Annotated in this window: 27 protein-coding genes and 1 riboswitch; of the genes, 13 read left to right on the top strand and 14 right to left on the bottom strand. The window is 72.3% G+C overall.

Features of this window, described 5'->3' with window-relative positions:
• Window positions 1-227: 227 nt before the first annotated feature.
• Window positions 228-488 carry a hypothetical protein gene (locus ACIP8W_RS12595; protein ID WP_402202889.1) on the top strand — a complete coding sequence of 87 codons (261 nt, stop codon included), beginning with the start codon at window positions 228-230 and terminating at the stop codon, window positions 486-488.
• Here ACIP8W_RS12595 and moaA read toward each other — a convergent pair.
• From moaA to ACIP8W_RS12580, 3 genes are all read right to left on the bottom strand, one after another.
• Window positions 471-1,460 carry a GTP 3',8-cyclase MoaA gene (moaA, locus tag ACIP8W_RS12590; protein WP_401958103.1) on the bottom strand — a complete coding sequence of 330 codons (990 nt, stop codon included), beginning with the start codon at window positions 1,458-1,460 and terminating at the stop codon, window positions 471-473. The genes ACIP8W_RS12595 and moaA overlap by 18 nt on opposite strands.
• A 190-nt stretch (window positions 1,461-1,650) precedes the next feature.
• Entirely contained in the window at window positions 1,651-3,306 is a 1,656-nt protein-coding gene (locus tag ACIP8W_RS12585; protein WP_401958101.1) for a cation acetate symporter, read from the bottom strand.
• On the bottom strand, window positions 3,303-3,680 hold the full coding sequence (locus ACIP8W_RS12580) for a DUF485 domain-containing protein (protein WP_401958100.1): 378 nt from the start codon (window positions 3,678-3,680) through the stop codon (window positions 3,303-3,305). The genes ACIP8W_RS12585 and ACIP8W_RS12580 overlap by 4 nt, the downstream gene beginning before the upstream one ends.
• 263 nt (window positions 3,681-3,943) lie before the next feature.
• Here ACIP8W_RS12580 and ACIP8W_RS12575 point away from each other — a divergent pair, with 263 nt between their 5' ends.
• The 6 genes from ACIP8W_RS12575 (at window position 3,944) to ACIP8W_RS12550 (ending at window position 10,556) form a co-directional block, all read left to right on the top strand.
• Window positions 3,944-5,506, top strand: coding sequence for a S8 family serine peptidase (locus ACIP8W_RS12575; RefSeq protein ID WP_402202886.1), 1,563 nt, complete (start codon window positions 3,944-3,946; stop codon window positions 5,504-5,506).
• Between the two features lie 203 nt (window positions 5,507-5,709).
• Entirely contained in the window at window positions 5,710-6,708 is a 999-nt protein-coding gene (locus ACIP8W_RS12570) for a DEDDh family exonuclease (protein WP_401958095.1), read from the top strand.
• A 63-nt stretch (window positions 6,709-6,771) separates the two neighbouring features.
• Window positions 6,772-7,005 carry a hypothetical protein gene (locus tag ACIP8W_RS12565; protein WP_401958092.1) on the top strand — a complete coding sequence of 78 codons (234 nt, stop codon included), beginning with the start codon at window positions 6,772-6,774 and terminating at the stop codon, window positions 7,003-7,005.
• Window positions 7,006-7,077: 72 nt separating this feature from the next.
• On the top strand, window positions 7,078-7,878 hold the full coding sequence (locus ACIP8W_RS12560; RefSeq protein ID WP_401949521.1) for an SURF1 family protein: 801 nt from the start codon (window positions 7,078-7,080) through the stop codon (window positions 7,876-7,878).
• A gap of 79 nt (window positions 7,879-7,957) precedes the next feature.
• Entirely contained in the window at window positions 7,958-9,796 is a 1,839-nt protein-coding gene (locus tag ACIP8W_RS12555; protein WP_401949144.1) for a glycoside hydrolase family 15 protein, read from the top strand.
• A gap of 4 nt (window positions 9,797-9,800) precedes the next feature.
• On the top strand, window positions 9,801-10,556 hold the full coding sequence (locus tag ACIP8W_RS12550; RefSeq protein WP_401949141.1) for an SDR family oxidoreductase: 756 nt from the start codon (window positions 9,801-9,803) through the stop codon (window positions 10,554-10,556).
• 20 nt (window positions 10,557-10,576) lie between these two features.
• Here the strand turns inward: ACIP8W_RS12550 and amaP are convergent, their stop codons facing one another.
• From amaP to ACIP8W_RS12525, 5 genes are all read right to left on the bottom strand, one after another.
• Window positions 10,577-11,155, bottom strand: coding sequence for an alkaline shock response membrane anchor protein AmaP (gene amaP, locus ACIP8W_RS12545; RefSeq protein ID WP_401949138.1), 579 nt, complete (start codon window positions 11,153-11,155; stop codon window positions 10,577-10,579).
• 4 nt (window positions 11,156-11,159) lie between these two features.
• Entirely contained in the window at window positions 11,160-11,819 is a 660-nt protein-coding gene (locus ACIP8W_RS12540) for a DUF6286 domain-containing protein (RefSeq protein WP_402202909.1), read from the bottom strand.
• Window positions 11,820-11,881: 62 nt separating this feature from the next.
• Entirely contained in the window at window positions 11,882-12,229 is a 348-nt protein-coding gene (locus ACIP8W_RS12535; RefSeq protein ID WP_401949132.1) for a hypothetical protein, read from the bottom strand.
• Window positions 12,230-12,235: 6 nt separating this feature from the next.
• Window positions 12,236-12,427 carry a hypothetical protein gene (locus ACIP8W_RS12530; protein ID WP_401949129.1) on the bottom strand — a complete coding sequence of 64 codons (192 nt, stop codon included), beginning with the start codon at window positions 12,425-12,427 and terminating at the stop codon, window positions 12,236-12,238.
• A gap of 109 nt (window positions 12,428-12,536) precedes the next feature.
• A complete protein-coding gene (locus ACIP8W_RS12525) occupies window positions 12,537-13,031 on the bottom strand; it encodes an Asp23/Gls24 family envelope stress response protein (RefSeq protein WP_401949127.1) in 495 nt (164 codons plus the stop codon).
• Between the two features lie 110 nt (window positions 13,032-13,141).
• Between ACIP8W_RS12525 and ACIP8W_RS12520 the strand changes: the two genes are divergently transcribed.
• Window positions 13,142-13,948, top strand: coding sequence for a hypothetical protein (locus ACIP8W_RS12520; protein WP_402202882.1), 807 nt, complete (start codon window positions 13,142-13,144; stop codon window positions 13,946-13,948).
• Window positions 13,949-14,212: 264 nt separating this feature from the next.
• On the opposite strand, the gene ACIP8W_RS12515 is transcribed toward ACIP8W_RS12520, so the two are convergent.
• The 3 genes from ACIP8W_RS12515 to ACIP8W_RS12505 form a co-directional block, all read right to left on the bottom strand.
• A complete protein-coding gene (locus ACIP8W_RS12515) occupies window positions 14,213-15,004 on the bottom strand; it encodes an enoyl-CoA hydratase/isomerase family protein (RefSeq protein ID WP_401949123.1) in 792 nt (263 codons plus the stop codon).
• 156 nt (window positions 15,005-15,160) lie between these two features.
• A complete protein-coding gene (locus ACIP8W_RS12510) occupies window positions 15,161-15,376 on the bottom strand; it encodes a helix-turn-helix domain-containing protein (RefSeq protein WP_383042946.1) in 216 nt (71 codons plus the stop codon).
• 338 nt (window positions 15,377-15,714) lie between these two features.
• Window positions 15,715-17,313 (bottom strand): ABC-F family ATP-binding cassette domain-containing protein, encoded by a 1,599-nt coding sequence (locus ACIP8W_RS12505; protein ID WP_401949121.1) that lies wholly within the window; start codon window positions 17,311-17,313, stop codon window positions 15,715-15,717.
• A gap of 277 nt (window positions 17,314-17,590) precedes the next feature.
• Here ACIP8W_RS12505 and ACIP8W_RS12500 point away from each other — a divergent pair, with 277 nt between their 5' ends.
• Window positions 17,591-18,022 carry a VOC family protein gene (locus tag ACIP8W_RS12500; RefSeq protein WP_401949120.1) on the top strand — a complete coding sequence of 144 codons (432 nt, stop codon included), beginning with the start codon at window positions 17,591-17,593 and terminating at the stop codon, window positions 18,020-18,022.
• A 48-nt stretch (window positions 18,023-18,070) separates the two neighbouring features.
• Here ACIP8W_RS12500 and ACIP8W_RS12495 read toward each other — a convergent pair whose 3' ends face one another.
• The 3 genes from ACIP8W_RS12495 to ACIP8W_RS12485 all read right to left on the bottom strand — a co-directional run bounded on the left by ACIP8W_RS12495 (window position 18,071) and on the right by ACIP8W_RS12485 (window position 21,704).
• Window positions 18,071-19,462: a hypothetical protein gene (locus ACIP8W_RS12495; protein ID WP_402202879.1), complete on the bottom strand. Its 1,392-nt coding sequence runs from the start codon at window positions 19,460-19,462 to the stop codon at window positions 18,071-18,073.
• A 271-nt stretch (window positions 19,463-19,733) separates the two neighbouring features.
• Complete coding sequence (locus ACIP8W_RS12490; protein ID WP_401949115.1) at window positions 19,734-20,861, bottom strand: alpha/beta hydrolase family protein; 1,128 nt, start codon at window positions 20,859-20,861, stop codon at window positions 19,734-19,736.
• Window positions 20,862-20,969: 108 nt separating this feature from the next.
• The gene (locus tag ACIP8W_RS12485; RefSeq protein ID WP_401949112.1) at window positions 20,970-21,704 is read right to left on the bottom strand and encodes a class II aldolase/adducin family protein; all 735 of its coding nucleotides are present in this window, start codon (window positions 21,702-21,704) and stop codon (window positions 20,970-20,972) included.
• A gap of 217 nt (window positions 21,705-21,921) precedes the next feature.
• Here ACIP8W_RS12485 and ACIP8W_RS12480 point away from each other — a divergent pair, with 217 nt between their 5' ends.
• The 4 genes from ACIP8W_RS12480 to ACIP8W_RS12465 all read left to right on the top strand — a co-directional run bounded on the left by ACIP8W_RS12480 (window position 21,922) and on the right by ACIP8W_RS12465 (window position 26,301).
• Window positions 21,922-23,148 (top strand): anion permease, encoded by a 1,227-nt coding sequence (locus ACIP8W_RS12480; RefSeq protein WP_401949109.1) that lies wholly within the window; start codon window positions 21,922-21,924, stop codon window positions 23,146-23,148.
• Between the two features lie 46 nt (window positions 23,149-23,194).
• Window positions 23,195-23,425: a hypothetical protein gene (locus tag ACIP8W_RS12475; RefSeq protein WP_401949107.1), complete on the top strand. Its 231-nt coding sequence runs from the start codon at window positions 23,195-23,197 to the stop codon at window positions 23,423-23,425.
• 100 nt (window positions 23,426-23,525) lie between these two features.
• A riboswitch (cobalamin riboswitch) is annotated at window positions 23,526-23,677 on the top strand.
• 36 nt (window positions 23,678-23,713) lie between these two features.
• Window positions 23,714-24,733 (top strand): cobalamin biosynthesis protein, encoded by a 1,020-nt coding sequence (locus ACIP8W_RS12470; protein WP_402202876.1) that lies wholly within the window; start codon window positions 23,714-23,716, stop codon window positions 24,731-24,733.
• Complete coding sequence (locus ACIP8W_RS12465; RefSeq protein WP_402202874.1) at window positions 24,730-26,301, top strand: cobyric acid synthase; 1,572 nt, start codon at window positions 24,730-24,732, stop codon at window positions 26,299-26,301. Before ACIP8W_RS12470 ends, ACIP8W_RS12465 begins: the two co-directional genes overlap by 4 nt.
• The last annotated feature ends 45 nt before the right edge of the window (window positions 26,302-26,346 follow it).

Here is a 26,346-nt window from a genome sequence, read left to right as displayed (position 1 = left end):
GTCCAGGGACTGTCCACCGGCCGTCCCCGAAACGCGTGGACGCCTCGAAGCTCAAGAAAAGCTCAGATCAATCGTGAAGTTACCGTGCACTTCACCCCGTTGCGCGTGACATACTTTGGAGGCGCTCCGCATCCCCCGTCGGAGCGACGGACCGACGCCGGGCAGCTCCCCCCGTGGCTGCTCGGCGTCGCCTTTTCCGGGGCTCGGAAACGATCTAGTGTGGCCAGGTGAACTTCCCCTTCCCGCTGGCCGACGAGCCGCCCGCGCACCCCGTCTGTTCCGCGAAGGGCTGTCGCGCCACGGCTGTCTGGGTGCTCGCCTGGAACAACCCCAAACTGCACACCCCCGAGCGCCGCAAGACCTGGCTGGCCTGCGAGAAGCACCGGGAGCATCTCTCCTCGTTCCTGGGAGTGCGCGGCTTCCTCAAGGATGTGGTGGCGCTGAGCGAGTGGGAGCCGCAGGGCTCGGACTCAGCCTCCGATGGCTGACATGGGCCGCTCGGGCTGGAGGAACGACGGGTCGTCGAGGCCCGAGCCCGCCTTCTTGCCCCACATCGCCAGCCTCCAGAGCCTGGCTATCTCCTCGTCGGACGCCTCGGAGCGCAGCGCGGCCCGCAGGTCCGTCTCCTCCTGCGCGAACAGGCAGGTGCGGATCTGGCCGTCCGCCGTCAGCCGGGTGCGGTCGCAGGCGTGGCAGAACGGGCGGGTGACGGAGCCGATCACGCCCACGCGGTGCGGCCCGCCGTCCACGATCCAGCGCTCGGCGGGCGCGGAGCCCCGGGCGGTGTCGCCCTCTTCCGTGAGCGCGAAGCGCGTACGCAGCGACGCCAGGATGTCACCGGCCGTGATCATACCTTCGCGCTTCCAGCCGTGCTGGGCGTCGAGCGGCATCTGCTCGATGAAGCGCAGCTCGTAGCCGTTCTCCACGGCCCAGGCGAGCAGGTCGGGGGCCTCGTCCTCGTTGAGCCCCGGCATCAGTACGGTGTTGACCTTGACGGGGGTCAGCCCCGCTTCCCGGGCGGCGGCCAGCCCGGCGAGGACGTCCGCGTGCCGGCTGCGGCGGGTGAGGGTCTTGAAGGCGTCGGGGCGCAGGGTGTCGAGCGAGACATTGACCCGGTCCAGTCCGGCGGCCTTCAGCGCGGCGGCCGTACGTCCCAGTCCTATGCCGTTGGTGGTCAGCGATATCCTGGGCCGGGGCTCCAGTGCGGCGCAGCGCTCCACGATCCCCACGAGACCGGGTCTGAGCAGCGGCTCTCCGCCGGTGAAGCGGACTTCGGTGATGCCCAGGCTCGTCACGGCGATACGGATCAGCCGGACTGTCTCGTCGTCGCTCAGGAGGTCGGACTTGGTGAGCCATCGCAGGCCCTCTTCCGGCATGCAGTACGTACACCGCAGATTGCACCGGTCCGTGAGCGAGACACGCAGGTCCGTGGCGACGCGGCCATAGGTGTCGATGAGCACGTGATCCCCCTCCCGGTGGTGTGGCGCGATCGGACCGAACACGGTCGAGCCTACGTCAGGCCACTGACATCGCCGGGGGCCGTCCGGGTCCGGGGGTCCGGGAGGCCGCGCGACCGCACCGCAGGACTCTGCGGCGCGACCGCGCGAAAGGCTCCCCACCTGCGGAATCAGCGCGGGGATCAGCGCGGGATCAGTGCGCTCCCGTACCGGTGAGGGACTTGACCTCCAGCTCCGCGTACTTGCCCGTGTCCGGTTCCTCCTTGGACAGTACGGTGCCCAGCCAGCCGAGCAGGAAGCCCAGCGGGATCGAGATCAGGCCGGGGTTCTCCAGCGGGAAGAAGTGGAAGTCGGCGTTCGGGAACATCGAGCTGGGCTTGCCGGAGACGACCGGCGAGAAGAGCACCAGCAGCACGGAGGAGGACAGCCCGCCGTAGATGGACCAGAGGGCGCCCTGGGTGGTGAACCTCTTCCAGAACAGGCTGTAGAGGAGCGTGGGCAGGTTGGCCGAGGCGGCGACGGCGAAGGCGAGCGCGACGAGCCCGGCCACGTTCAGATCGCGGGCGAGGGCGCCGAGCGCGATGGAGACGATGCCGATGGCGACGGTGGCCCAGCGAGCGGCCCGTACCTCTTCCTTCTCGGTGGCCTCGCCCTTGCGGATGACGTTGGCGTAGATGTCGTGCGCGAACGACGACGAGGAGGCCAGGGTGAGGCCCGCGACCACCGCGAGGATGGTGGCGAAGGCGACCGCCGAGATCACGGCGAGCAGGATCGCTCCCCCGGTCGAGCCGGCTCCGCCGCCGATCTCCAGGGCGGCCAGCGGGGCCGCCGTGTTGCCCGCCTTGTTGGACGCGATGATGTCGCCGGGCTTGAGCAGGGCGGCGGCGCCGAAGCCGAGCACGATGGTCATCAGATAGAAGGAGCCGATGATGCCAATGGCCCAGATGACCGACTTCCGGGCTGCCTTGGCGGTCGGGACGGTGTAGAAGCGAATCAGGATGTGCGGCAGTCCCGCCGTACCGAGCACCAGCGCGATGCCCAGCGAGATGAAGTCCAGCTTCGAGGTCGCGGTGGCTCCGTACTTGAGCCCCGGCTCCAGGAACGCCGCGCCCTTGCCGCTGTTGCTCGCCGCCGTACCGAGCAGGTCGGAGAGGTTGAAATGGAATTTCCACAGGATGAGGAAGGTGATCAGCAGGGTGCCCGCGATCAGCAGAACGGCCTTGACCATCTGCACCCAGGTGGTGCCCTTCATGCCGCCGATGGTCACATAGATGATCATCAACAGGCCGACCAGCACCACGATGGCGACTTTCCCGGCATCGCTGGTGATACCGAGCAGCAGCGAGACGAGCACGCCCGCGCCGGCCATCTGCGCCAGCAGATAGAAGATCGACACGACGATGGTCGAGGTGCCCGCGGCGGTACGGACCGGGCGCTGGCGCATGCGGTACGCGAGGACGTCACCCATGGTGTAGCGCCCGGAGTTGCGCAGCGGTTCCGCGACGAGCAGCAGCGCGACCAGCCAGGCGACCAGGAAGCCGATGGAGTACAGGAAGCCGTCGTAGCCGAAGAGGGCGATGGCACCGGCGATTCCGAGGAAGGACGCGGCCGACATGTAGTCGCCGGAGACCGCGAGTCCGTTCTGGAAGCCGGTGAACTGTCTGCCGCCCGCGTAGAAGTCGGAGGCGCTCTTGGTCTGGCGTCCGGCCCAGACGGTGATGATCAGGGTCGCCACGACGAACAGGCCGAAGAGCGTGATGATCAGCGGCCGGTGCTCGCTGGCGTCGCCCGCGGCGGCGAGTGGGAGGGAGAGTTCCTCCGGGATCGGGAAAGTCGGCGAGTGGCTCATGCGTCCGCCTCCATACGGGCCTTGATGACATCCGCCTTCGGGTCGAGCCGGCGGGCCGCGTGGCGCGAGTAGATCCAGGCGATGAGGAAGGTGGTGACGAACTGCGCGAGTCCGAGGACGAGCGCGACATTGATATTGCCGAAGAGCTTCGTGCCCATGAAGCCGCCCGCGTAGTTGGACAGCAGGACGTACAGCAGGTACCAGGCGATGAAGACGACGGTCAGCGGGAAGGCGAAGGAGCGGTACGTACGGCGCAGATCGCCGAACTCCGCGCTCTCCTGCACCTCGACGAACTGGGCCGTCGTGGGCTGGGCCGTCGTGGGCAGGTCCGGCGTGGCCGGGTCCGGGGTGGGCGGTGGTGCATCGGAAGCCACGGAATCTCCTCGTGACGCGGGTGCGGTGGGCTGGGGCATCGGGGAATACCTCACAGAGGGAAGTAGGTGCTCGTCCCCCTGACAACGGCACGGGAGGCATCGCGAAGCGGTTCAACACCCGGCTTTTTCTTGTGGAAATGATTCCGGGAACGGTGGAAGAGCATTGAAGAACCCTGCTGATCAGCGATAACTTCACTGGTCATGTACCCGTCCAAGCGCACCCCGCGCGGGGACGGCTCTCGCACGGATGATGTGGAGAACCCATGGCTCATCTGCGGTCCGCAAGACGGCGCGCGCTGGCGCTGCCCGTAGGTCTGGCGCTCACCGTCTCGCTCGGCTTCCTGCCCGGCGGTTCGGCCACGGCGGCCACCGCGGGCGGGCCCTCCCCGGTCACGGCGGACGGTCCGAAGCTCTCGTACGTGGTGAACACCTACGGCGGGCGCGCCACGGCCACGTCGGTCAGGAAGGCGATCGACCGGGCGGGCGGCACGGTGGTGACGTCGTACGACCAGATAGGCGTCATCGTCGCCACCTCGCAGAACCCGGACTTCGCGAAGACCGTGCGCGAGGTCAGGGGGGTGGGCTCGGCCGGTGCCACCCGTAACGCGCCGCTGCCCGCGCAGTCGACGACCGACATCGGCACGCCCCGGGAGCTGACCGCCGAAGAGGTCGCGGAGGTCGCCAGGGCGACGAAGTCGGCGGCGGGCAACGGGCGGGCGGACGCGGCCGACGCACCGGATCCGCTGGAGCCGTTGCAGTGGGACCTGCCCGCCATCAAGGCGGACCAGGCGCACAAGAAGACGCTCGGCAGCCCGAGGGTGACGGTCGCCGTCATCGACACGGGCGTGGACGACACGCACCCGGACCTCGCGCCCAACTTCGACCGCGCGGCCTCCGTCAACTGTGTGACCGGCAAACCGGACACGACGGACGGCGCGTGGCGGCCGGGCACCGGGGAGAGCCCGCACGGCACGCATGTCGCGGGCGAGATAGCCGCGGCGAGGAACGGCGTCGGGGTCACCGGGGTCGCGCCGGGTGTGAAGGTGGCCGGCATCAAGGCCTCCACGCCCGCCGGGTACTTCTACGCCGAGGCGGTCGTCTGCAGCTTCGTCTGGGCCGCCGAGCACGGCGTCGACGTGACGAACAACAGCTACTACACCGACCCGTGGTACTTCAACTGCACGACCGACCCGGACCAGAAGGCCCTGGTCGACGCGGTCACCCGGGCCACCTCCTACGCCGAGCGCAGGGGCACGGTCAATGTGGCCGCGGCCGGCAACGAGAACTACGACCTCGCGGCCGACTCGCTCACCGACCCGTCCAGCCCGAACGACGGAACCCCCGCCACCCGGGTCGTCGACCCGTCGGAGTGCCTCGACATCCCGACCCAGCTGCCGGGTGTGGTGACGGTCTCGTCGACCGGCGCCAAGGGCATCAAATCCTCGTTCTCCAACTACGGTCCGGGCGTCGTCGACGTCGCGGCCCCGGGCGGCGACTCGACCCGCTACCAGCCCCCCGCGCCCCCGGCGACCAGCGGTCTGATCCTCGGCCCGCTGCCCGGCGGCACCTGGGGCTATATGGCCGGTACGTCGATGGCCTCCCCGCACGCCGCGGGTGTGGCCGCCCTGCTGAAGTCCACGCACCCGCACGCCTCGCCCGCCGTCATCAAGGCGCTGCTGAAGAGGCAGGCCACCGAGGTCGCCTGCCCCGAGACGTACGACATCGACGGTGACGGTGTCGTCGACGCGGTGTGCTCCGGCGACAAGCGCGCCAACAGCTTCTACGGGGCGGGTCTGGTCGACGCCCTGGCCGCCGTGAGCAAGTAGCCACGACGGGGTACGAAGCGGGCCGCTCCCGGTGTTCCGGCGGCCCCTCCGGTCTTCCGGTCCCTCCGGCAGAGCGGACGGAACGGACGGATCGGGCGGGGCCGCGGTCTGACGGAGCGACGGCTGACGGCCCGGCAGCGGACCGCCGGGGCACCGCTCGGGCGACCGGGCTGCGCCACTGACAGTGGCGGCCCGTATTCTCTGTGACCATGCTCGACGACCAGACGACTGCAACGACATGGCCGGCCGCCTACCCCGAGGGGTACGCGGTCGTCGACGTCGAGACCACCGGACTCGCCCGCGACGACCGGATAATCTCTGCCGCCGTCTACCGGCTCGACGCCCGGGGCGATGTCGAGGACCACTGGTACACCCTCGTCAACCCGGAGCGCGATCCGGGACCCGTGTGGATCCACGGTCTGACGAGCGAGGTGCTGGCGGACGCCCCGCTCTTCCCCGAGATCGCGGGCGAGCTGGCGGAGCGGCTCGACGGCCGGGTCCTGGTGGCGCACAACGCGATGTTCGACTGGTCGATGCTCGCCCGGGAGTACGCGCGCGCGCGGCGGAGCGCGCCGACCCGGCAGCGGCTGTGCACGATCGCGCTCTCCAAGGAGCTGGGTCTGCCGCTGCCCAACCACAAGCTGGAGTCGCTGGCCGCGCACTTCGGCGTCGTACAGCAGCGCGCGCACCACGCGCTCGACGACGCGCGGGTGCTCGCCGAGGCGTTCCGCCCGAGTCTGCACGCCGCGGCGCGGGGTGGCGTACGGCTGCCGCTGCTGGAGTGTCTGCCGCTGACCGAGTGGTCGGACTCCCCGGCCCGGCCCCGGGTCGGCTATCAGGCGTCGTACCGGCAGTCGAGCTGGCGCCCCTCGCGCAAGCGGCCCGCCTGCCCGTATCCGAATCCGGGCCGTTACGCGCCGGGCGGGACGCTGAAGCAGGGGATGCGGGTGGCGTTCTCGGGCGACACCTCCGTCGAGCGCGAGCTGCTGGAGGACCGGGCCGTGGAGGCGGGGCTGCACATCGCGACGAGTGTGTCGCGGCTGACGAGCCTGCTGGTGACCAACGATCCGGACTCCTCGACGTCCAAGACGGTCAAGGCGGCGTCGTTCGGTACGCCCGTCGTGGACGAGGCCGCCTTCACCCAGCTGCTGCGGGATGTCACCCCGGCGTCCGGGGAAGCCGCCACCCCCGCAGACGGGTGATTGGCGGGCGACTCGCCCGCCGTCCTCCCGCCCGTCCGCGCCCGGCGTTCCACTCTGTGGCGCATGGCACGTTGCGAGGTCTGCGGAAACGACTACGGCATGTCCTTCGAGGTGCACGCGCAGGGCGCGGTGCATGTCTTCGACTGTTTCTCCTGCGCCATCCACCGCATGGCGCCCATCTGCGAGCACTGCCGGGTCCAGATCATCGGCCAGGGCGTCGAGGTGGCGGGGCACTGGTTCTGCGGCGCCCACTGCGCCCGCGCCGACGGCAGGGCGGGCATCGTCGACAGGGTCTGAGCGGGGTGTCGGGCGCCGGCCCGGGAGACCCCCCGTCCGGCGCCCGACACCCCGCCGGGTACCGTCGAAGGCGTGTACCGCTTCCTGTTGTCCCGGCAGTGGGTGACCCTCACCCTCCTCGGCCTCGCTCTCATGCCCATCATGATCGAGCTGGGTTTCTGGCAGTTCCACCGGCACGAGCACAAGGTCGCCCAGAACGAGCTGATCGGGGACAACCTCTCGGCGAAGCCCGTACCGATCACGGAGCTGACCTCGCCGGGTCACACCGTTCCGCGCGCGGACTACTGGCGTACGGTCACCGCCACCGGCCGGTTCGACACCGGGCACGAGGTCGTGGTGCGCCGCAGGACCTCCGCCGACGACCGGATCGGCTACCACGTCCTGGTCCCGTTCCTCCTGAAGGACGGCCGGGCGGTCATCGTGAACCGCGGCTGGATCCCCTCCGGTGACGACCAGCGCGCGTTCCCGTCCATTCCGGCCCCGCCCAAGGGCGAGGTGACCATCACCGGACGGCTGAAGGCGGACGAGACGGCGGCGGTCACCGGGATCAAGGACCTCCGGGATCTGCCGCCCCGCCAGGTCATGCTGATCAACAGCGCGGAGCAGGCGAAGGACCTCGGTCTGACCGTCCTGGGCGGCTATCTGGAGCTGACCGCTCCCGTACCACCCGCGGGCAGCCCGGAGCCGGTGCCGACGCCCGAACACAGCGACATCGGGCCGCACATGGCGTACGCCGTCCAGTGGTGGCTGTTCGTCGGCGCCGTACCGGTCGGCTGGTTCATCCTCGTACGCAACGAGAAGCGCGAACGCGCCGCGAAGAAGGCCGCCGAGGACGCGGAGTCCGGGGCGGAGCCCGTCCCCGCGACCGTCTGACCTCCGGCGGAGTACGGGCACTCCCCCGAACGCGCGGGACCCCCGATTGACGTCGGCGCGCTCCGGGAACAGCCATGGCGTGACCCGAACCCCGCGCATCGAGGACTACGCCCTCATCGGCGATCTCCAGACCGCCGCACTGGTCGGCAGGAACGGCTCCATCGACTGGCTGTGCCTCCCCCGCTTCGATTCCGCCGCCTGCTTCGCCGCGCTGCTCGGCACCGAGGACAACGGCCACTGGCGGCTCGCCCCCACCGGCGCGGGCGACTGTTCCCGGCGCGGCTACGTGGCCGACTCACTGGTGCTGGAGTCCGTGTGGGAGACCAGGACCGGCACCGTCAAGGTCACCGACTTCATGCCGCAGCGCGACCGGGCCCCCGAGATCATGCGGGTGGTGGAGGGGATCAGCGGCAGCGTGGAGATGCGGGCCGCCCTGCGGCTGCGCTTCGACTACGGCAGCGTCGTGCCGTGGGTGCGGCGTTCACGGGGCCACCGGGTGGCGGTCGCCGGGCCCGACTCCGTCTGGCTGCGCAGCGAGCCCGCGGTCAAGACCTGGGGCCAGCACTACAGCACCTGTTCGTCGTTCACGGTCGGCGCGGGCGAGAAGGTGGCGTTCGTCCTCACCTGGCATCCCTCGCACGAGGCGCGCCCGGCGCTCGTCGATCCGTACGAGTCGCTGGAGCGCAGCCTGGAGGACTGGCGGGCCTGGTCGGCGCGGTGCCGCTACCAGGGACCGCACCGCGCCGCCGTACTGCGCTCCCTGATCACCCTCAAGGCGCTCACCCACGGCCCGACGGGCGGGATCATCGCCGCCCCGACCACCTCCCTGCCGGAGGAGCTGGGCGGGGTGCGCAACTGGGACTACCGCTACTGCTGGCTGCGCGACTCCACCCTCGTGCTGGGGGCGCTGGTCTCCGTGGGCTATCTGGCCGAGGCCGCGGCCTGGCGGGACTGGCTGCTGCGCGCGATTGCCGGGGACCCGGCCGATCTTCAGATCATGTACGGGCTGGGTGGGGAGCGCCGACTGCCGGAGAGCGAGCTGCCGTGGCTGTCCGGGTACGCGGGCTCCGCCCCGGTCCGTACCGGCAACGAGGCGGTGAAACAGCTCCAGCTCGATGTGTACGGGGAGGTCATGGACTCCCTCTCGCTGGCGCGGACCGCCGGTCTCGCCGCGAAGCCGCACGCCTGGGACATCCAGCTCAGCCTGCTGGGCTTCCTGGAGTCGAAGTGGCGCGAGCCGGACGAGGGGCTGTGGGAGGTGCGGGGACCGCGCCGGCACTTCACCCACTCCAAGGTGATGGCGTGGGTCGCCGCCGACCGGGCCGTCCGGACGCTGGAGGACGACCCGTCGCTCAGCGGCGACGTGGGCCGGTGGCGGGCCATGCGGGACGAGATCCACCGGGAGGTGTGCGCGAAGGCGTACGACCCGGTGCGGGGCACCTTCACCCAGTCGTACGGCTCCGCCGAGCTGGACGCGGCGACGCTCCTCATCCCCCGGGTCGGCTTCCTGCCGCCGGACGATCCGCGGGTGGTCGGCACGGTCGACGCGGTACGGGCCGAGCTGGGCCAGGACGGTTTCGTACGCCGCTACAGCACGGCCGGGCCCGGGGTCGACGGGCTGCCGGGGCGTGAGGGGACGTTCCTGGTCTGCTCGTTCTGGCTGGCCGACGCGCTGCATATGACGGGGCGTACGGAGGAGGCCGGGCAGCTCTTCGAACAGCTGCTGGCACTCCGCAACGATGTGGGGCTGCTCGCGGAGGAGTACGACCCGGTGGCACGGCGGCTGCTCGGCAACTATCCGCAGGCGTTCAGTCATATCGGGCTGGTGGTCACGGCGCTGACCCTGGCCGGATACGACGCCGTGGGGTCCGGTGGGGCGGGGGCGGACGCCACGGCGGGGAACGGCACGGCAGGATAGGACCATGGATCTTGGACTGAAGGACCGTGTCTATGTCGTCACCGGCGCGTCGCGCGGGCTGGGGCGCGCCTCCGCCGAGGCGCTCGCGGCGGACGGCGCCAAGCTCGTCGTCTCCGGCCGCGACGGGAAGAGCGTCGACGAGGCGGCGTCGGCGATAGGGCCCGACGTGTACGGGCTGGCCGCCGACAACGCCGACCCCGAGGTGGCCGGGCGGCTGATCGGCGCGGCCCGCGAGCGGTTCGGCCGCTTCGACGGCATCCTCATCAGCGTCGGCGGCCCGGCCCCGGGCTCGGCGGCGGACAACACGGACGAGCAGTGGCGGTCGGCGTTCGAGTCGGTCTTCCTCGGCGCGGTACGGCTGGCGCGCGCGGCCGCGGCCGAGCTGGGCGAGGGCGGTGTCATCGGCTTCGTCCTCTCGGCCTCCGTCCACGAGCCGATCCCCGGCCTGACCATCTCCAACGGGCTGCGCCCGGGGCTGGCCGGCTTCGCCAAGTCCCTCGCCACCGAGGTCGGTCCGCGCGGTATCCGGGTGGTCGGCCTGCTGCCGTCCCGGATCGACACCGACCGGGTCCGCGAACTCGACGCGCGGGCGGGCGACGCCGAGGCCGCGCGGGCGGAGCACGAGTCCCGCATCCCGCTGCGCCGGTACGGCACACCGGAGGAGTTCGGCAGGACGGCCGCGTTCCTGCTCTCGCCCGCGGCCTCGTATCTGACGGGCGTGATGCTCCCGGTGGACGGCGGCGCCCGGCACGGGTTCTGACGGTACGCCGCCGGGCCGGGTCAGTTGACGCGTTCCGCCCGGTGCGGGGCGGCCCGCAGCCGTACCTCCGCCGGGAGCGCGGCGAGGCCCGCCGAGTCGCGGGCGTGCGCCAGGGCCTCGCCCGTGAGCCGGCGGAGCGTCTCGCCCGCCGCCGCGTGCGGCTCCAGGAGCAGGCGTACGCGGGCGGCCGGGCCGGTTCGGCGGCCGGTGAGGCGTACGCGGGCGCGGGCCACCCCGTCGAGGGTGGTCGCGTCGTCCTCCAGCGCGTTCTCCAGCGCCCGGCCGCGTACCACCGCGCCCTCGCCGTCGCCGCTGTTCACCAGCACCTCCGGCAGCCGGGAGCGGCGCAGCTGGGACAGCAGCCACCACAGGGCCAGGACGACCAGGACCGCGAGCGCGGCGATGACGACCGGCCACCACCAGCCGTCGTCGCGCCAGCGCAGCCGGTCGGCGCGGCTCAGCAGCACATCGTGCGGCCCGCCGTACGGCCACCAGGACGGCACCGCCCAGCCGAGCCCCCGCGCCAGGGCCAGCCCGCCCGCGCAGAGCAGGACCAGGCCGATGAGGGCCAGCAGTACACGGTTGAGCAGCGGGACCATCCCGTCATCCCTTCTTGGCGGGTCTGCGGACCCGTACCGTCAGCGACGGTGTCCGGTCGAGGCCCAGTTCGCCGATGCCGGTGCCGAGCGCGGTGGCGAGGTCGGCGTGTACGTCGTCCAGTGCGCGAAAGTGGGAGTGGGCGCGTACGTTCACCTTGGAGCGCCGCATCCGTACCCGCGCGGACTGTACGCCGGACACCTCCATGGCCCGGTCGCGCAGGGCCAGTTCGGCGGCCTCGCGGTCGAGTCCGGCGCGTACCTGCGCGGAGTCGCGGCGCATCGGCAGCAGGCCGCGCAGTCCCGGGGTGAGGGCGAGGACGAGCAGCCACACTCCGAGGGCCATCGCGACGGCCGCTGCCACCAGCACCCAGACCTCGTCGAGCGGCTGCCGGGCCAGCTGGTCCGCGAGCTGCCGGCGCCAGCTCATCGCGTCGTGGCCCGCCCTGACCGCCGCGATGTCGTACAGCAGCAGTCCGGTGGCGCCGAGCAGGACCAGCGCGGTGAGCGCGGCGGGGATCCGGCGGGCGGACCAGAAGCGTCCGGCCCCGGCCTCCCCGCCGCCGCCGTCGTACTCCGCGAGGGTCGGCACGCCCGTGGGGTGCGCGCCGGAGCCGGAATCAGGGCCGGGGCCGGGATCGGGGCCGGGCGGGTCGTACGGCGTCATGCCGTCGCGCGCGTCGCCCGGCCACTGTCCGGCTCCGGAACCCGGGCCTGAATCCGGGCCGCTCATCGGGCCCTCCCCTGTGCCGCGAGGTGCGACGTGGCCGAGTGCAGCCGCTCGACCTGGACGACGACTTCGGGCACCTCCATGCCCGCCAGCGTCCGCACCCGGTGGACGACCTGACGGCGTACCGCACCGCACTGCGTACCGATGTCGGAGGGGTAGTCCAGCTCGACACCGACGCGGACCCGCGCGCTGTCGTGGTGCACCGTGACGGTCGCGTGCGGCGGAGAGCCGCCTTCGGGGACACCGTCGAGCGCCTCCCGCGCGGCCCGCGCGGCGATCTTCGCGACGACCCGGTCGGCGATGGTCGTCGCCCCGCGCGCGGCCGCCGCCACCCGGTCACCGGCCATCCGGGATCACCTCCGCCGGTCGTCACGGTCGCGCGAGCGGATCAGATCGCCGACATCGAGATCGCCGTCGACGAACCTCCCGACCACGAATCCGACCACGCCCAACGCGGCCACCAGCACAAAGGCTCCGAACCCGCCGAAGTATCCGGCGAATCCGAGCGCCATACCGGCCAACAGGCCGACCACCGCCATGCTCATCGTGCGCTCCTCTTCCACTTGCCGGCCTGCTACTTGTCGGCCTGTTATCTGTCGGCCTGCTGCCTGTCCGTCCGGCCGCTACCGGTCCGGCCGCTACCGGTCCGGCCGCTTACTGGAGCCGGGAATCCGACTCGTCGTCATCGTCCTCGTCGGGCAGCTTCACATCGCTGACCGCGATGTTGACCTCGACGACCTGGAGGCCCGTCATCCGTTCGACCGCCGAGACGACGTTCTCCCGTACGGCGGCGGCGACTTCGGTGATCGCGACGCCGTAGTCGACGACGATCTCCAGATCGAGCGCCGTCTGCACCTCGCCCACCTCGGCCTTGACGCCCCGGCTGACGGACTTGCCGCTGCCGGGGACCCGGTCGCGCACGGCGCCGAAGGTCCGGGACATCCCGCTGCCCATGGCGTGGACGCCGAGCACGTCCCTGGCCGCGAGACCGGCGATCTTCTCCACCACGCCGTCGGCGATGGTGGTACGTCCACGGGAGGCGGCGGGCCCGCCGCCGCGTCCGGTGACGGGGGTGCTTCCTCCGCCCTGTTCGCCCGACAGCTTCTTGCCGGACGGCGCGGACTGGTTGCGGGGTGCGGTGTCTGTCATCGCCGTTCATCCCTTTCCGGGCCGTGATGGACCCCGGTGGCACTGGACCCCTTTACCCACATTAGGTGTGCTTGCCCTGTCTCGCGCCATGGATGCGGCAGGGTGGAGCGATGACGACTGCGCACACCGACGAAGACCCGGCCGACAACTGGACAGCGGTGGTACGGGCCCGGCTCGCCCTGGGCCGGCTGCTGCCGCTGGGCGGGGCGGACGACGGGGCCTGGCTGGCCGAGCGGGCCGCGACGGCCGAACTGCGCCGGGCCGGGGCCGGGGTGGCGGGGGTCGCGCTCGGCGCTCTGCGGATCTCCGCGTCCGGCGCGGACGCGGAGCCGGCGGACGGGGGCGGGGCCGTCCACGTACCGGCGCCGCCCAGTGCGCTGCCGCGCGTACCGCTCCGTATCGAAGCGGAGTTCACCGCCTCGGCCGCGCTCCCGGGAGAGCGCTCCGGGGAGCGCTCCGGGGAGCTTTCGGGGGAGCCGCTGCCCGCCGTGGCGCAGCGGCTGCGCGCGGCGCTGTCCGGCTGTGCGGCGGACCGGCTGGGGCTGGCCGTGGAGGAGGTCGATCTGCGGGTGACGGCCCTGGTGGAGCGGGGCTCCGGGAATTCGTCCGCCCCCGCTGGGCCGGTCGATGTACGGGCCGCCGCCGCGGTGGAGGGCGAGGCGGCACGGCTGGCGGCTTCGGTGCCCGGGGTGGCGTATCTGACGGAGACGCTGGGATCCGCGGTGACCGGTACGTCCGGGCGGGTCCGGGTGGAGCTGGCGACGGCGGCGGGGCACCGCCCGCTGGAGGTGACCCGGGCGGTGCGCGCGAAGCTCACGGGTTCGCTGCCGGGGGCGCCCTCGGTGGCCGTACTGGTCACGGCGGTGGAAGCGGCGTCCCGGCACCGAGGGGCCGCGGCCTCAGCGCCTGTCGGGTGACCTCGTCGGAAAGCGGACGCGGTCCGGTACGCCACGCTCGCTCCGCCTCGGCGCCTGGACTCATCCTTCGGATGCCTGGCGCGCCTCCAAGGCGGAGGAGCCCACTGCCTCAAGGGCGGGCCCCTCCCCCGCTCTTGAGGCGGTGGGGAGTCGGCGCCCGACGACAACGACAACGCCGGCCCGGGGGCACCCCCGGCCGAAGGCTGGGGGAGAGCGTGCCGGGCTGTCGGCACACCGCCCGACCAGCGGTCACCCGACAGGCTCTCAGTCGGAGAGGCCCGCCAGATCACGCAGCCGGCGGGCCTGAGCCGCGCGCTCGGCGGCGCGCTGCTCCTCGAAGGAGCGGCCGGACACGCCCTGGAGCAGCGCCTTGGTCTCGATCAGCGCGTCCCTCGGAGCGGCCAGCAGCGCGGCGACGAGATCCTGGACGGCGGCGTCGAGTTCATCGGCGGGTACGGCGAGATTGGCGAGCCCGGTGCGCTCCGCCTCCGCGGCCTCGACGAAGCGGCCCGTCGCGCAGATCTCCAGCGCGCGAGCATAGCCGACGAGACCCACCAGGGGGTGGGTGCCGGTGAGGTCGGGAACCAGCCCGAGGCTGGTCTCGCGCATGGCGAACCGCACGTCCGACGCGACGACCCGGAGGTCGCAGGAGAGGGCCAGCTGGAAGCCGGCCCCGATCGCGTGGCCCTGAACGGCCGCGACCGACACGAGGTCGGCACGGCGCAGCCAGGCGAACCCGTCCTGGTACGAGGCGATGGCCGCGTCCAGATCCGCGTCGGATCCGCGTGCGAGCTCGACAAAGGAAGGCTCGCCGTCGAACCCCTCGGGGGTGAACGCCTGCCGGTCGAGGCCCGCGGAGAAGGATGTGCCCTCACCGCGCACCACCACGACCCGCACGCTGCCCGGCAGTGACCGTCCGGCTTCCGACAACGCCCGCCACAGAGCGGGAGACTGAGCGTTGCGCTTCGCCGGATTGGTCAGTGTCACCGTGGCAACCGCGTCCTCGACGGTGAGCCGTACGCCATCCTTGTCGAGTGCTGGTTCGAGCGAAGTCATGGGGTGCCTCCGGTTCGGGCAGTCAGAGTTAGCGAGCTAAGTGACTGCACAGTAACCACCTGGCCGATCGAGTGATCGACCCGGGTGGCCACCGTCCGAACCGGTGGCAGGTGCCGCGGGGGCACCGAAAACGGGGAACCGCGCCGGATCGTCGGCCTAAGCGGCCTTCTTGCCTCGCGTGGCCCCGCCGCGTCCCCGCAGCGTGACTCCGGACTCGCTGAGCATCCGGTGGACGAATCCGTAGGACCGGCCGGTTTCTTCGGCCAGCGCCCGGATACTCGCACCGTTGTCGTACTTCTTCTTCAGGTCTGCCGCGAGCTTGTCGCGCGCGGCGCCGGTTACCCGGCTGCCCTTCTTCAGAGTCTCGGCCACCCGTGCCTCCTCATGGGAAGTGCGCTCTGGACTTCTCATGATCACCCCTCGCGGGCGTCCTGGCCACCCATTCGGCAAGGTCGATACGACGAGCTCCGGCGAAATTCAACATCCGAACACGACCGGAACCATTCATTCCAGAGGTGACGGTCACCACATTTGTCCGGAGTGTCGGACGAAGGGCCAGGTCAGGGCCGTTTCGAGGGGGGTCGGCGCGGAGGATCATCGCGCCGACCCGATCCGTCGCGCACCACGCCGACGGTACGAGACCCACTCACTCAGATGATGGATCACCGCTGAGCCGAATGATCCATAGCGGGTGGATCACACGGAAACGATCAGGCCAGTGCGACCAGATCCGCGTAGTCCGCGCCCCACAGGTCCTCGACGCCGTCCGGCAGCAGGATGATCCGCTCCGGCTCCAGCGCGTGCACCGCGCCCTCGTCGTGCGTCACGAGGATGACCGCGCCCTTGTAGGTGCGCAGCGCCCCGAGGATCTCCTCGCGGCTGGCCGGGTCCAGGTTGTTGGTGGGCTCGTCGAGGAGCAGCACGTTGGCGGCGGAGACGACCAGGGTGGCCAGCGCCAGCCGGGTCTTCTCACCACCGGAGAGCACGCCCGCGGGCTTGTCGACGTCGTCGCCGGAGAACAGGAAGGAGCCCAGCGTCTTGCGGACCTCGACCAGATCGAGGTCGGGGGCCGAGGAGCGCATGTTCTCCAGGACGGAGCGCTCCGGGTCGAGGGTCTCGTGCTCCTGGGCGTAGTAGCCGAGCTTGAGCCCGTGCCCGGGGGTCACCTGGCCGGTGTCCGGCTTCTCGACCCCGGCCAGCAGCCGGAGCAGGGTGGTCTTGCCCGCGCCGTTGAGGCCGAGGATGACGACCCGCGACCCCTTGTCGATGGCGAGGTCGACGTCGGTGAAGATCTCCAGCGAGCCGTACGACTTCGACAGGCCCTCGGCTGTCAGCGGGGTCCGGCCGCACGGGGCGGGCTCCGGGAAGCGCAGCTTGGCGACCTTGTCGGACTGGCGCACCTGCTCCAGCCCGGACAGCAGCCGCTCGGCGCGGCGGGCCATGTTCTGCGCGGCGACGGTCTTGGTGGCCTTGGCGCGCATCTTGTCGGCCTGGGAGTTCAGGGACGCGGCCTTCTTCTCCGCGTTGGCGCGCTCGCGCTTGCGGCGCTTCTCGTCGGACTCGCGCTGCTGCTGGTAGAGCTTCCAGCCCATGTTGTAGACGTCGATCTGCGAACGGTTGGCGTCCAGGTAGAAGACCTTGTTGACGACGGTCTCGACCAGCTCGACATCGTGGGAGATCACGATGAAGCCGCCGCGGTACGTCTTGAGGTAGTCGCGCAGCCAGACGATGGAGTCCGCGTCGAGGTGGTTGGTGGGCTCGTCGAGGAGCAGGGTGTCGGCGTCCGAGAAGAGGATCCTGGCCAGCTCGACCCGGCGGCGCTGACCACCGGAGAGCGTGTGCAGGGGCTGGCCGAGCACCCGGTCGGGCAACCCGAGCGCGGCGGCGATGGTGGCGGCCTCGGCCTCGGCGGCGTACCCGCCCTTGGTGAGGAACTCGGTCTCCAGGCGCTCGTACTTCTTCATCGCCTTCTCGCGGGTGGCGCCCTGTCCGTTCGCCATCCGGTCCTCGTTCTCGCGCATCTTCTTCAGTACGGAGTCGAGGTCGCGGGCGGAGAGGATGCGGTCGCGGGCGAGGACGTCGAGGTCGCCGGTGCGCGGGTCCTGCGGCAGGTAGCCGACCTCGCCGGAGCGGGTGATGGTGCCGGCGGCGGGGATCCCGTCGCCCGCGAGGCACTTGGTGAGCGTGGTCTTGCCGGCTCCGTTGCGGCCGACGAGGCCGATCCGGTCGCCCTTGGCGATACGGAACGAGGCGGACTCGATGAGGACACGGGCGCCGGCGCGCAGCTCTACGCCGGTTGCGGTGATCACGGAAAGACTCCAGGGCGGTATGGACGGCGGAAGAGGGCAGGCGGAGGAGATTCTTCGACGCCGGCTAATGCACAAGGAGAAATGCCATACGGCCCAGTCTACCGGGGCAGCGCAACTGCTTTCCCCGGCCCGGGGCGTGCGCGGATATTCGGGGTCGGCCCGGCGCGCCGCGACACGTTCCGCCGAGGGCGGTGGGGCCGGCGCGCGGGCCGGTTGTCAGTGGCCGGTGCCAGACTGAGATCCAGGTCACAGTCGAGCCCGTGAGGGGATGATCAGCATGACCGGAGCCACCGCCGGCACGCCGACCGGCGTACCGACGATCTACCCGACCCTGTTGTACGACGACGCGAAGGCGGCCATCAGGACGCTGAAGGACGCCTTCGGCTTCACCGAGGTGAATGTGTACGAGGACGAGAGCGGGACGGTCCTCCATGCCGAGCTGGCCTGTGGCAACGGCATGGTGATGCTGGGCTCCAAGGGCCGGGAGGGCGTCTTCGCCGAGGCGATGGGGAACGCGGGCCCGGTGGGGGTCTACGTGGTCGTCGGCGATGTGGACGCGCACCACGCGCGGGCGGCGGGCGCGGGCGTGGAGATCCTGATGGAGCCCACGGACCAGGACTACGGCTCGCGGGACTACATGGCACGGGACGCCGAGGGCAACATCTGGAGCTTCGGTACGTACGCGCCGGGCGGCGGCGGTGAGGGCTGAGGGCCGGCCCCGGGACCCCGGGGAGTGTCGTGCGGGGTCCCGGGGTGGTCAGGAGCCTCCGGTGTGCACCTGGAAGGCGGCGCGGCGTACCGCCTTGGCCAGGGCGGGGTCCGGGTGCGCGGCGGCCAGGGCGACCAGGACCTGGACGGTGCGGGGGTGGCCGATGGCCCTGACCTCGTCGAGCAGGGCGGGCACATTGCCCTGGACGGCGGATTCGAGGTGGCGGACCAGCAGATCGCTCTCGCCGTGGTCGGCGACGGCCGCCGCGGTGTCCACCCAGAGCCAGGTGGACTCCTCCCGGGTCAGCACCTCGGAGGCGTCGTCCGGGTCCGCGCCCTCGTACTCCGCGAGCCAGAGCAGCGCGTACGGCCGCAGGGAGGTGTCCTCGGCCGCCGCCCGGACGCCCGCCTCGGCGGGGGCGCCGACGACGCGCAGCGCCTCGAAGGCGAGGCCGCGCAGCAGCGCGTCCTCGCCCCGGGCGACGGTGAGCAGTTCGGTGACGGCGCTGCCGACCGTGCGGGCGGCCAGCCACGCCCGGTACTCGGCGCGCGCCGGGCCCGGGGTGAGCCGGGCGCAGCCGCGCAGCATGTGCTCGGCGGACTGCTCGATGTTGCCCGCGGGGCTCTGCGCGGCGACACAGATCTGCTCCAGCTTGACCCAGACCGCCCAGTTGCCGAGCGGGGTGAGGGTGGCCTGCCCCTCCCCCAGGGTCAGCGCGCCGACCGCCGCGAGGCCCTCCAGGGCCCAGCGCAGGAGCGGCGGGAGCAGATCGTCGGCCACCGGCTCGGGGGCCGGGGATTCGGCGGGCCGGGGGCCGTACGGGACCTCGCAGCGCTCCTCGTGCAGCTCGGCGACGCGCTGGCGCAGCAGATCGAGCAGGGCGGGTTCGAGTACGGGCCCGGCCGAGAGCTGGAGGAGGGAGAGCACCTGGGGTACGGCCTCGACGACCTCGGCGACGGTGGCCGCCTCGACATCGTCGGGGGCGGGGTGGATGAGCGACCAGGCGTCGAAGAGCGCGACCCAGCCGCGCTGGACGGCACTGTCGTCGCGGTCCCATGCCTGGAGCCGCCAGCCGGGGCGTACGGAGGAGCCGTGCAGCTCGACGAGTCCGGCCAGCCTGGCCCGGTCCCAGCCCGCACTGACCTGTTCCGGGGCCAACTCCAGTGCGGCGGCGGCCCGTTCCCTGGCGGCCGTGCCGAGCGGGCCCGCGCCGGGGTCGCCGTCGGCGGCCGCCCAGCGGGCGATCCGTACGGCGTCGGCGAGCACTTCCCTCGCCTGGCGGGCCAGCTCCGCCTGGGGCGGAGTGCCCTGGGGCGGCCGGGGTGCCGGCCGGTTGCGCCCGTCGGTCACGGCCCGTCGGGCCGTGGCCAACGGCCGTGCGCGGACGAGTCGGAGTCTGGAGTTGCGCGCCAATTGCTCATCAGGCTTTCGGGACGTCACGGGGGCAGTCTTCCCGGTGACCGCCCGAAAGCCCAAACGGAACCCGTTCCGGCGTCGCCGGAGGAACCGGAGCGGCGCCTTCCACCGGGCCCGGCGGGGTGGCGAAAGGAGGATGAGCAGGGACAAACGGAGCGCCGAGGCGGCACCGGCCCCCCGGAGGCCGGAAAGATGGCGAGCGGATTGGCCGAAAAGCCCCTTGATCGGCATACCGGACCGTTTGGTTCCTGGCGTTTCCCGCGCCGGGCCGGTGGATCCGGCGCGGACGCCGGGGCTACATCAGGGGCGTGAGGAAGCGGCGGAGCATCTCCTCGTACCCCGCCGGGTCGGCGTTCCACATCGCGGCGTGCGGGGCGTGGGCGACGGCGTGCAGACTGATCAGTCCGGGGCGGTGGGCCGCGAGTTCGCGGGCCGGGTCCCAGGAGGCGAGGGTGTCGTCGGGGCCGTGGAAGATCAGGGTCGGCACCCGGAGATTGCGCGGGTCAGCGGCTTCCAGCAGCCGGTCGCCGTGGAGTCCGGTCCGGCCCTGGGCGGCTCTGACCGCGAGGGGCAGCAGCGGTCCCGGGACCCGTCTGGCAGTGGCCAGCGCCCGCAGGGTGGCCTCCCAGTCCAGCACCGGCGAGTCCAGGACCAGCCCGGAGATCCGGCCGGCGAGCGCCGAGTTCGCGGCGGCGTGCAGGGCCATCGAGGCTCCGGTGGACCAGCCGTACAGCACCACGCGCTCGGCTCCCCGGCCGACCGCGTAGCGGATCGCGGCGTCGAGGTCACGCCATTCGGAGTCGCCGAGATGACCGAGCCCGTCCGGGGAGCGCGGGGCCCCGGGGTCGCCCCGGTAGGTGATGTCCAGTACGGGGAACCGCTGCCCGGCCAGGAACCCCATGACGTTCAGCGGGTGCTCGCGGGTGGTGCCCAGTCCGTGCGCGGTGATCACCCAGGTGTCGCGCGGTCCCGGTACGAGCCAGCCGGGCAGCGATCCCAGCTCGCCCGGGATCAGCACGTTCTCGTGGAGGAGGCCGAGCGCGGTGCCGGGGTCGCCCCGGTGGAGCTGCGGGGTGAACCGCACGCGCGCCCCGGGGACCAGCGTGCCGTGGCCGACGCGTTCCAGCCGGCGGACGACGGTGTCGGCGGAGTGCTCCACGCCCTCCAGGACGGGGCCGACGACCGCGTGGACGCCGGATCCCTCGATCCCGTACGTCCCGGGGCGCAGGGCGGCCAGGCAGCGGGTCAGGGCGACCTGTCCGGCCGCCGCGGCGTGCACGGTGACACGGGGGTCGCCGGGCAGGGGCCGCCCCGGCGGTGCCTTGAGCGCGGCATCGCTGGCGTACCGGCCGGCCGCGACCGCAGCCGCGCCGACCCCGATCACTGTGGAGACGGCCGCTGCCGTCGCTGTTGCCGGGCGCACAGGTCAAGTGTCGCCACCTCCGGGTACTCCGGCCAGCGGACGGGGTCCGTAAGGGGCCGGCGGCCGCAGGACAGGGGCGCGGGACCCGCCGCGCGAGGCCGGGGCCCCCTACCGCCGCTGCCCGTAGCCCTTCAGCTTGTCACCCGCCTCGCGCAGCTGGGCCCCCGTGAGCAGCGTGGGTGTCCGGCCGGGCAGCGCGCTCGCGGTGAGCCACAGGCGGCACATCCACTCCAGCTGGGCGGTGCGGTCGTAGGCCCGGTCGAGGGTGTCCGCGTAGGTGACGGTGCCGTGGTTCGCGAGCAGGCAGGCGGTACGGTCGCGCAGCGCGCGGATCATGGAGGCGGCCAGTTCCTCCGTACCGTAGAGCGCGTAGGGGGCGACCCTGACGGGGCCGCCGAGGTCCGCCGCCATGTAGTGGACCGGGGGCAGCTCCGGGACGAGGGTGGAGACGGCGGTGGCGTGCACGGCGTGGGTGTGGACGACGGCGGTCGCGTCGGTGCTCCGGTACACGGCGAGGTGCAGGGGCAGCTCGCTGGTCGGGGTCGCCCGGCCGAGGAGCTGCCGTCCTTCGAGGTCGACGGCGACCACGTCCGCCGGGGCCAGCCGGTCGTAGGGCACCCCGCTCGGGGTGACGAGGACCAGCTCGCCGACCCGGACCGAGACATTGCCCGAGGTGCCGACGACCAGGCCCTCGGAGGCCGTCCTGCGGGCCGTGTCCACCAGCTCCCGCCAGGCCCGCGCCACCCCGTCCGGCAGCGGCCGGCCGGTGGGGACACCGGGCGGGTCGCCGGTCGGGTCATCGGGCGGGGAATCGGCCGGGGCGCCGGTCGGACGATCAGTCATACGACGATCCTGTCATTTGGCGTCAACTCCTCGCAGGGCAAAGCCAGTTGACTTTTTCGATCTCTTCCGGAGCCCCCCTTCCCTTGTCCTGGAAGGGTCGTGCGCCACCCCATCGACGGAGGGGCACCGCGAAGACCCGTCCAGTTCATCTTCCGTTCACCCTGACTCCTTACGTTCACCGAGCCACCGACGTCGACGATTGCCTGGGACAGGTCAAATGGAACACATCACGTTGCTGCTCGCGATCGTCATCGTGACAGCCCTCGTGTTCGATTTCACGAACGGTTTCCACGACACCGCGAACGCGATGGCGACGACCATCTCGACCGGTGCCATGAAGCCGAAGGCCGCGGTGACCATGTCCGCGGTGCTGAATCTCGTCGGCGCGTTCCTGTCCGTGGAGGTCGCCAGGACGATCTCCGGCGGGCTGATCAACGAGCAGGGCATCAAAACCGAAGTGATCTTCGCGGCGCTGGTCGGCGCCATCCTCTGGAACCTGCTGACCTGGCTGGTCGGACTGCCGTCCAGCTCCTCGCACGCCCTCTTCGGCGGCCTCATCGGCGCCACCCTGATGTCCGTCGGCACCTCCGGGGTCAACGGCGGCGTCGTCATCACCAAGATCCTCATCCCGGCGCTCGCCGCCCCGGTCGTCGCGGGTCTCGCGGCGCTGCTGGCCACGAAGCTGACGTACCGCATCGGCCGTGGTACGGACGGGAAGGCGACCGCCAAGGGCTACCGCGTCGGACAGATCGCCTCCGCCGGTCTGGTCTCCCTCGCCCACGGCACCAACGACGCGCAGAAGACCATGGGCGTCATCACCCTCGCCCTGGTCACCGGCGGCGTCCTCGTCCCCGGCTCGAACCCGCCGGTGTGGGTCATCGTCTCCGCCGGTGTCGCCATCGCGCTCGGCACCTACCTCGGTGGCTGGCGCATCATCCGCACCATGGGCACCGGCCTCACCGATCTCCAGCCGCAGCAGGGCTTCGCCGCCCAGACCAGCGCCGCGACCGTCATCCTGGCCTCCTCGCACCTGGGCTTCTCGCTCTCCACCACCCAGTCGTGCTCCGGCGCGGTGATGGGCGCGGGTCTCGGCCGCAAGGGCGGTACGGTCCGCTGGTCCACCGCCAGCCGGATGTTCATCGCCTGGGGGCTGACCCTGCCCGCCGCCGGGCTGGTGGCCGCCGCGGCCGAGTTCCTGACCGGTCAGGGCACCTGGGGCGTCACGGCCGTCGCCATCCTGCTCGTGGTGGGCTCCGGGGCGATCTACCTCGTCTCGCGCCGCCGCCCGGTCGACCACACCAACGTCACCGAGGAGGAGACCACCGGGGCGGGCTCCGAGGCCCCCGAGCCGGTGGGCGCCGTCACGCTCTCGGCCACCATCCCGGCCTCCGTCGCCACCACCGGCGGCCCCGCCTCCGAGCCGGTACGCACCCCCGCGGTCTGAAAACGTCGGCAGAGACACTCGGCAGAGACACAAGGAAGACACTCCAATGAAAATCGACTGGGCAGCACTCGGCTCCGTCTTCGGCGTCAGCCTGGTGGCCACCGTCGCGCTCGTGGGCCTCTTCACCCTGGGCATCGTGGGCCTCGCCAAGCAGGAGTCCGCCGCGGCACAGGGCACCGGTGGCGCGACCGTGGCGGCCACCCGTGTCGGCGCGTACGCCTGCTTCGCGCTCTGCGTGGCGGCCGTGGCGTACGGGATCTACCTGATCGTCGCCTGACGGCACCCCCTCGCCTCCCGCCGTCTCCCGGTGTTCCCGGGGGGCGGCGGTGTTCTGTGCGCGGGGTCACCCCGTCATCGGGTCAAGGGCGAGTTGACGGCTGTTTGCGCAGCGTGGTGGACTTCCGGGGCCATTTACGGCGGCAGAAGAGGAAGCCGGTGCGAATCCGGCGCGGTCCCGCCACTGTCACCGCGAGCACCCGTCACCCGGGTCTCCGGGAGCCAGGAACTCTTCGCCGCCGCGTGTACGTCGAGCCGGGGCGCGGACCCTGAGTGAGGACATTTCGCCATGCCTGGCTGCGGTTCCGCCGCCGCGAGCGGCCCCGGCCGGCCCGCGACGGAGCAGATCTTCGCGTACGGCGCCGCCTTCGGGCTGCTGGCCGACCGGCTGTTCGCCGATCCACGCCGCGGACATCCGGTGGCCGCCTTCGGCCGGGCGGCGGGCGCCGTCGAACGGACCCTGTGGCACGACCACCGGGGCTGGGGCGCGCTGCACACCGCCGTCTGTGTCGCGGGCGCCGCGGGCGCCGCCGCGCTGGCCTCCCGGGCCGTACGGGACCATCGCGCCCTCTCCCTGACGCTCACCGCCGCCGCCACCTGGGCCGTGGTCGGGGGCACCTCGCTGGGGCGGGAGGCGCGGGCCGTCGGCGCCGCGCTCCGCGCCGACGACCTCGAACTGGCCAGGGAGCTGCTGCCCCGGCTGTGCGGGCGCGATCCACAGGCGCTGGACGAGCCGCAGATGGCGCGGGCCGTGGTGGAGTCCGTCGCCGAGAACACCTCCGACGCCGTCGTGGGCGCGCTGGTGTGGGGCGCGGTCGCGGGCGTCCCCGGGCTGGTCGGGTTCCGGGCGGTGAACACGCTGGACGCGATGGTCGGGCACCGGTCGCCCAGGTACCTCCGGTTCGGCTGGGCCTCGGCCCGGCTCGACGACGTCGCGGGCTGGCCGGGCGCCCGGCTGACCGCCGCGCTGGCGGCGCTCGCGGGCGGCGATCCGCGCGGCTCGCTGCGGGCGGTACGGCAGGACGCGGCGCTGCACCCGAGCCCCAACGCGGGCCCGGTCGAGACGTCGTTCGCCGGGGCACTGGGCGTACGGCTCGGCGGGACGCTCGCGTACGGCGGCCGGGTCGAACACCGTCCCGTGCTCAACGGCGAGGGGCGGCCCGTCGAGGTCGCGGACATCGAGCGGGCGGTCCGGCTCTCGCACCGGGTCGGCGCGCTCGCACTCGCGGCCTGTGTCACCGGGCGCGCGGCATACGGACTGATCCGTCGGCGCGGTGCGGCGACGGCAAGGGAACGGGGAGGCCGATGAGCGGCGGCGGGCTGCTGGTGGCGGGGACCACTTCGGACGCGGGCAAGAGCGTCGTCACGGCCGGGATCTGCCGGTGGCTGGCGCGCAAGGGTGTGAAGGTCGCGCCCTTCAAGGGCCAGAACATGTCGCTGAACTCGTTCGTGACCCGGGAGGGCGCCGAGATCGGCCGGGCCCAGGCCATGCAGGCGCAGGCCGCCCGGGTGGAGCCGACCGCGCTGATGAACCCCGTCCTGCTCAAGCCCGGCAGCGACCGCACCAGCCAGGTCGTGCTGCTGGGGCGGCCGGTGGGCGAGCTGAGCGCCACCGGTTTCTACGGAAGGTCTGGGGGGGCGTCCCCCGGGACGGCGCTGCACGGGGGCAGACGCGAGGCGCTGTTCGGGACGGTGCTGGAGTGCCTGGAGGAGCTGCGGGCCACCCATGACGCGGTGATCTGCGAGGGCGCGGGCAGCCCCGCCGAGATCAACCTGCGCCGTACGGACCTGGTGAACATGGGCATCGCGCGGGCCGCGCGGCTGCCGGTGGTGGTGGTCGGGGACATCGACAGGGGCGGGGTCTTCGCCTCGTTCTTCGGGACGACCGCGCTGCTCTCGCCCGGGGACCAGGAGCTGATCGCGGGCTATCTGGTCAATAAGTTCCGGGGCGATGTCACCCTGCTGGAACCGGGGCTGGAGATGCTGCGCGGGCTGACCGGGCGGGCGACCTTCGGGGTGCTGCCCTTCCGGCACGGGCTGGGCATCGACGAGGAGGACGGACTGCGGGTCTCGTCGCACGGCTCCGTACGCGAGTCGGCGGTGAGCGCTCCGTGCGGCGAGGACATCCTGCGGGTCGCGGTCTGTGCCGTACCGCTGATGTCGAACTTCACCGATGTGGACGCGCTGGCGGCCGAGCCCGGGGTCGTGGTGCGGTTCGTGGACCGGCCCGAGGAGCTGGCCGACGCCGATCTGGTGGTGGTGCCCGGCACGCGCGGGACGGTGCGGGCGCTGGCGTGGCTGCGGGAGCGCGGGCTCGCCGACGCGCTCGTCCGGCGGAGCGCCGAGGGCCGTCCGGTGCTGGGGATCTGCGGCGGCTACCAGCTGCTGGGCGAGCGCATCGACGACGAGGTGGAGTCGCGGGCCGGCTCGGTGGCCGGGCTCGGGCTGCTGCCCGTACGGGTCAGGTTCGCCGCCGAGAAGACTCTGGCCAGGCCGTCCGGCAGGGCTCTGGGCGAACCCGTCGAGGGGTACGAGATCCACCACGGCGTCGCGGACGTACACGGCGGCGAGGCGTTCGTCACGGACGGCGCGGGCCGGGACCTCGACGGCTGCCGGGTGGGGTCCGTACGGGGCACGCACTGGCACGGGGCGCTGGAGAGCGACGCGTTCCGGCGCCGGTTCCTGACGGAGGTGGCGCGGGAGGCGGGCCGGCGTTTCGTGCCCGCCCCGGACACGGACTTCGGCGCGCTGCGCGAGGAACAGCTCGACCTCCTCGGGGATCTGATCGAGGAGCACGCCGACACGGACGCGCTGCTGCGGCTGATCGAGGAGGGCGCGCCCGCCGGGCTGCCCTTCGTCCCACCGGGGGCACCGTGACCCGCCCCGGCCCTCCGACCACACTCTCCGGCCTCTCCGACCTTC

This window comes from Streptomyces sp. NPDC088554 (assembly GCF_044752945.1).
Lineage (GTDB): Bacteria > Actinomycetota > Actinomycetes > Streptomycetales > Streptomycetaceae > Streptomyces.
This window is presented reverse-complemented; position numbering and strand designations above follow the sequence as displayed.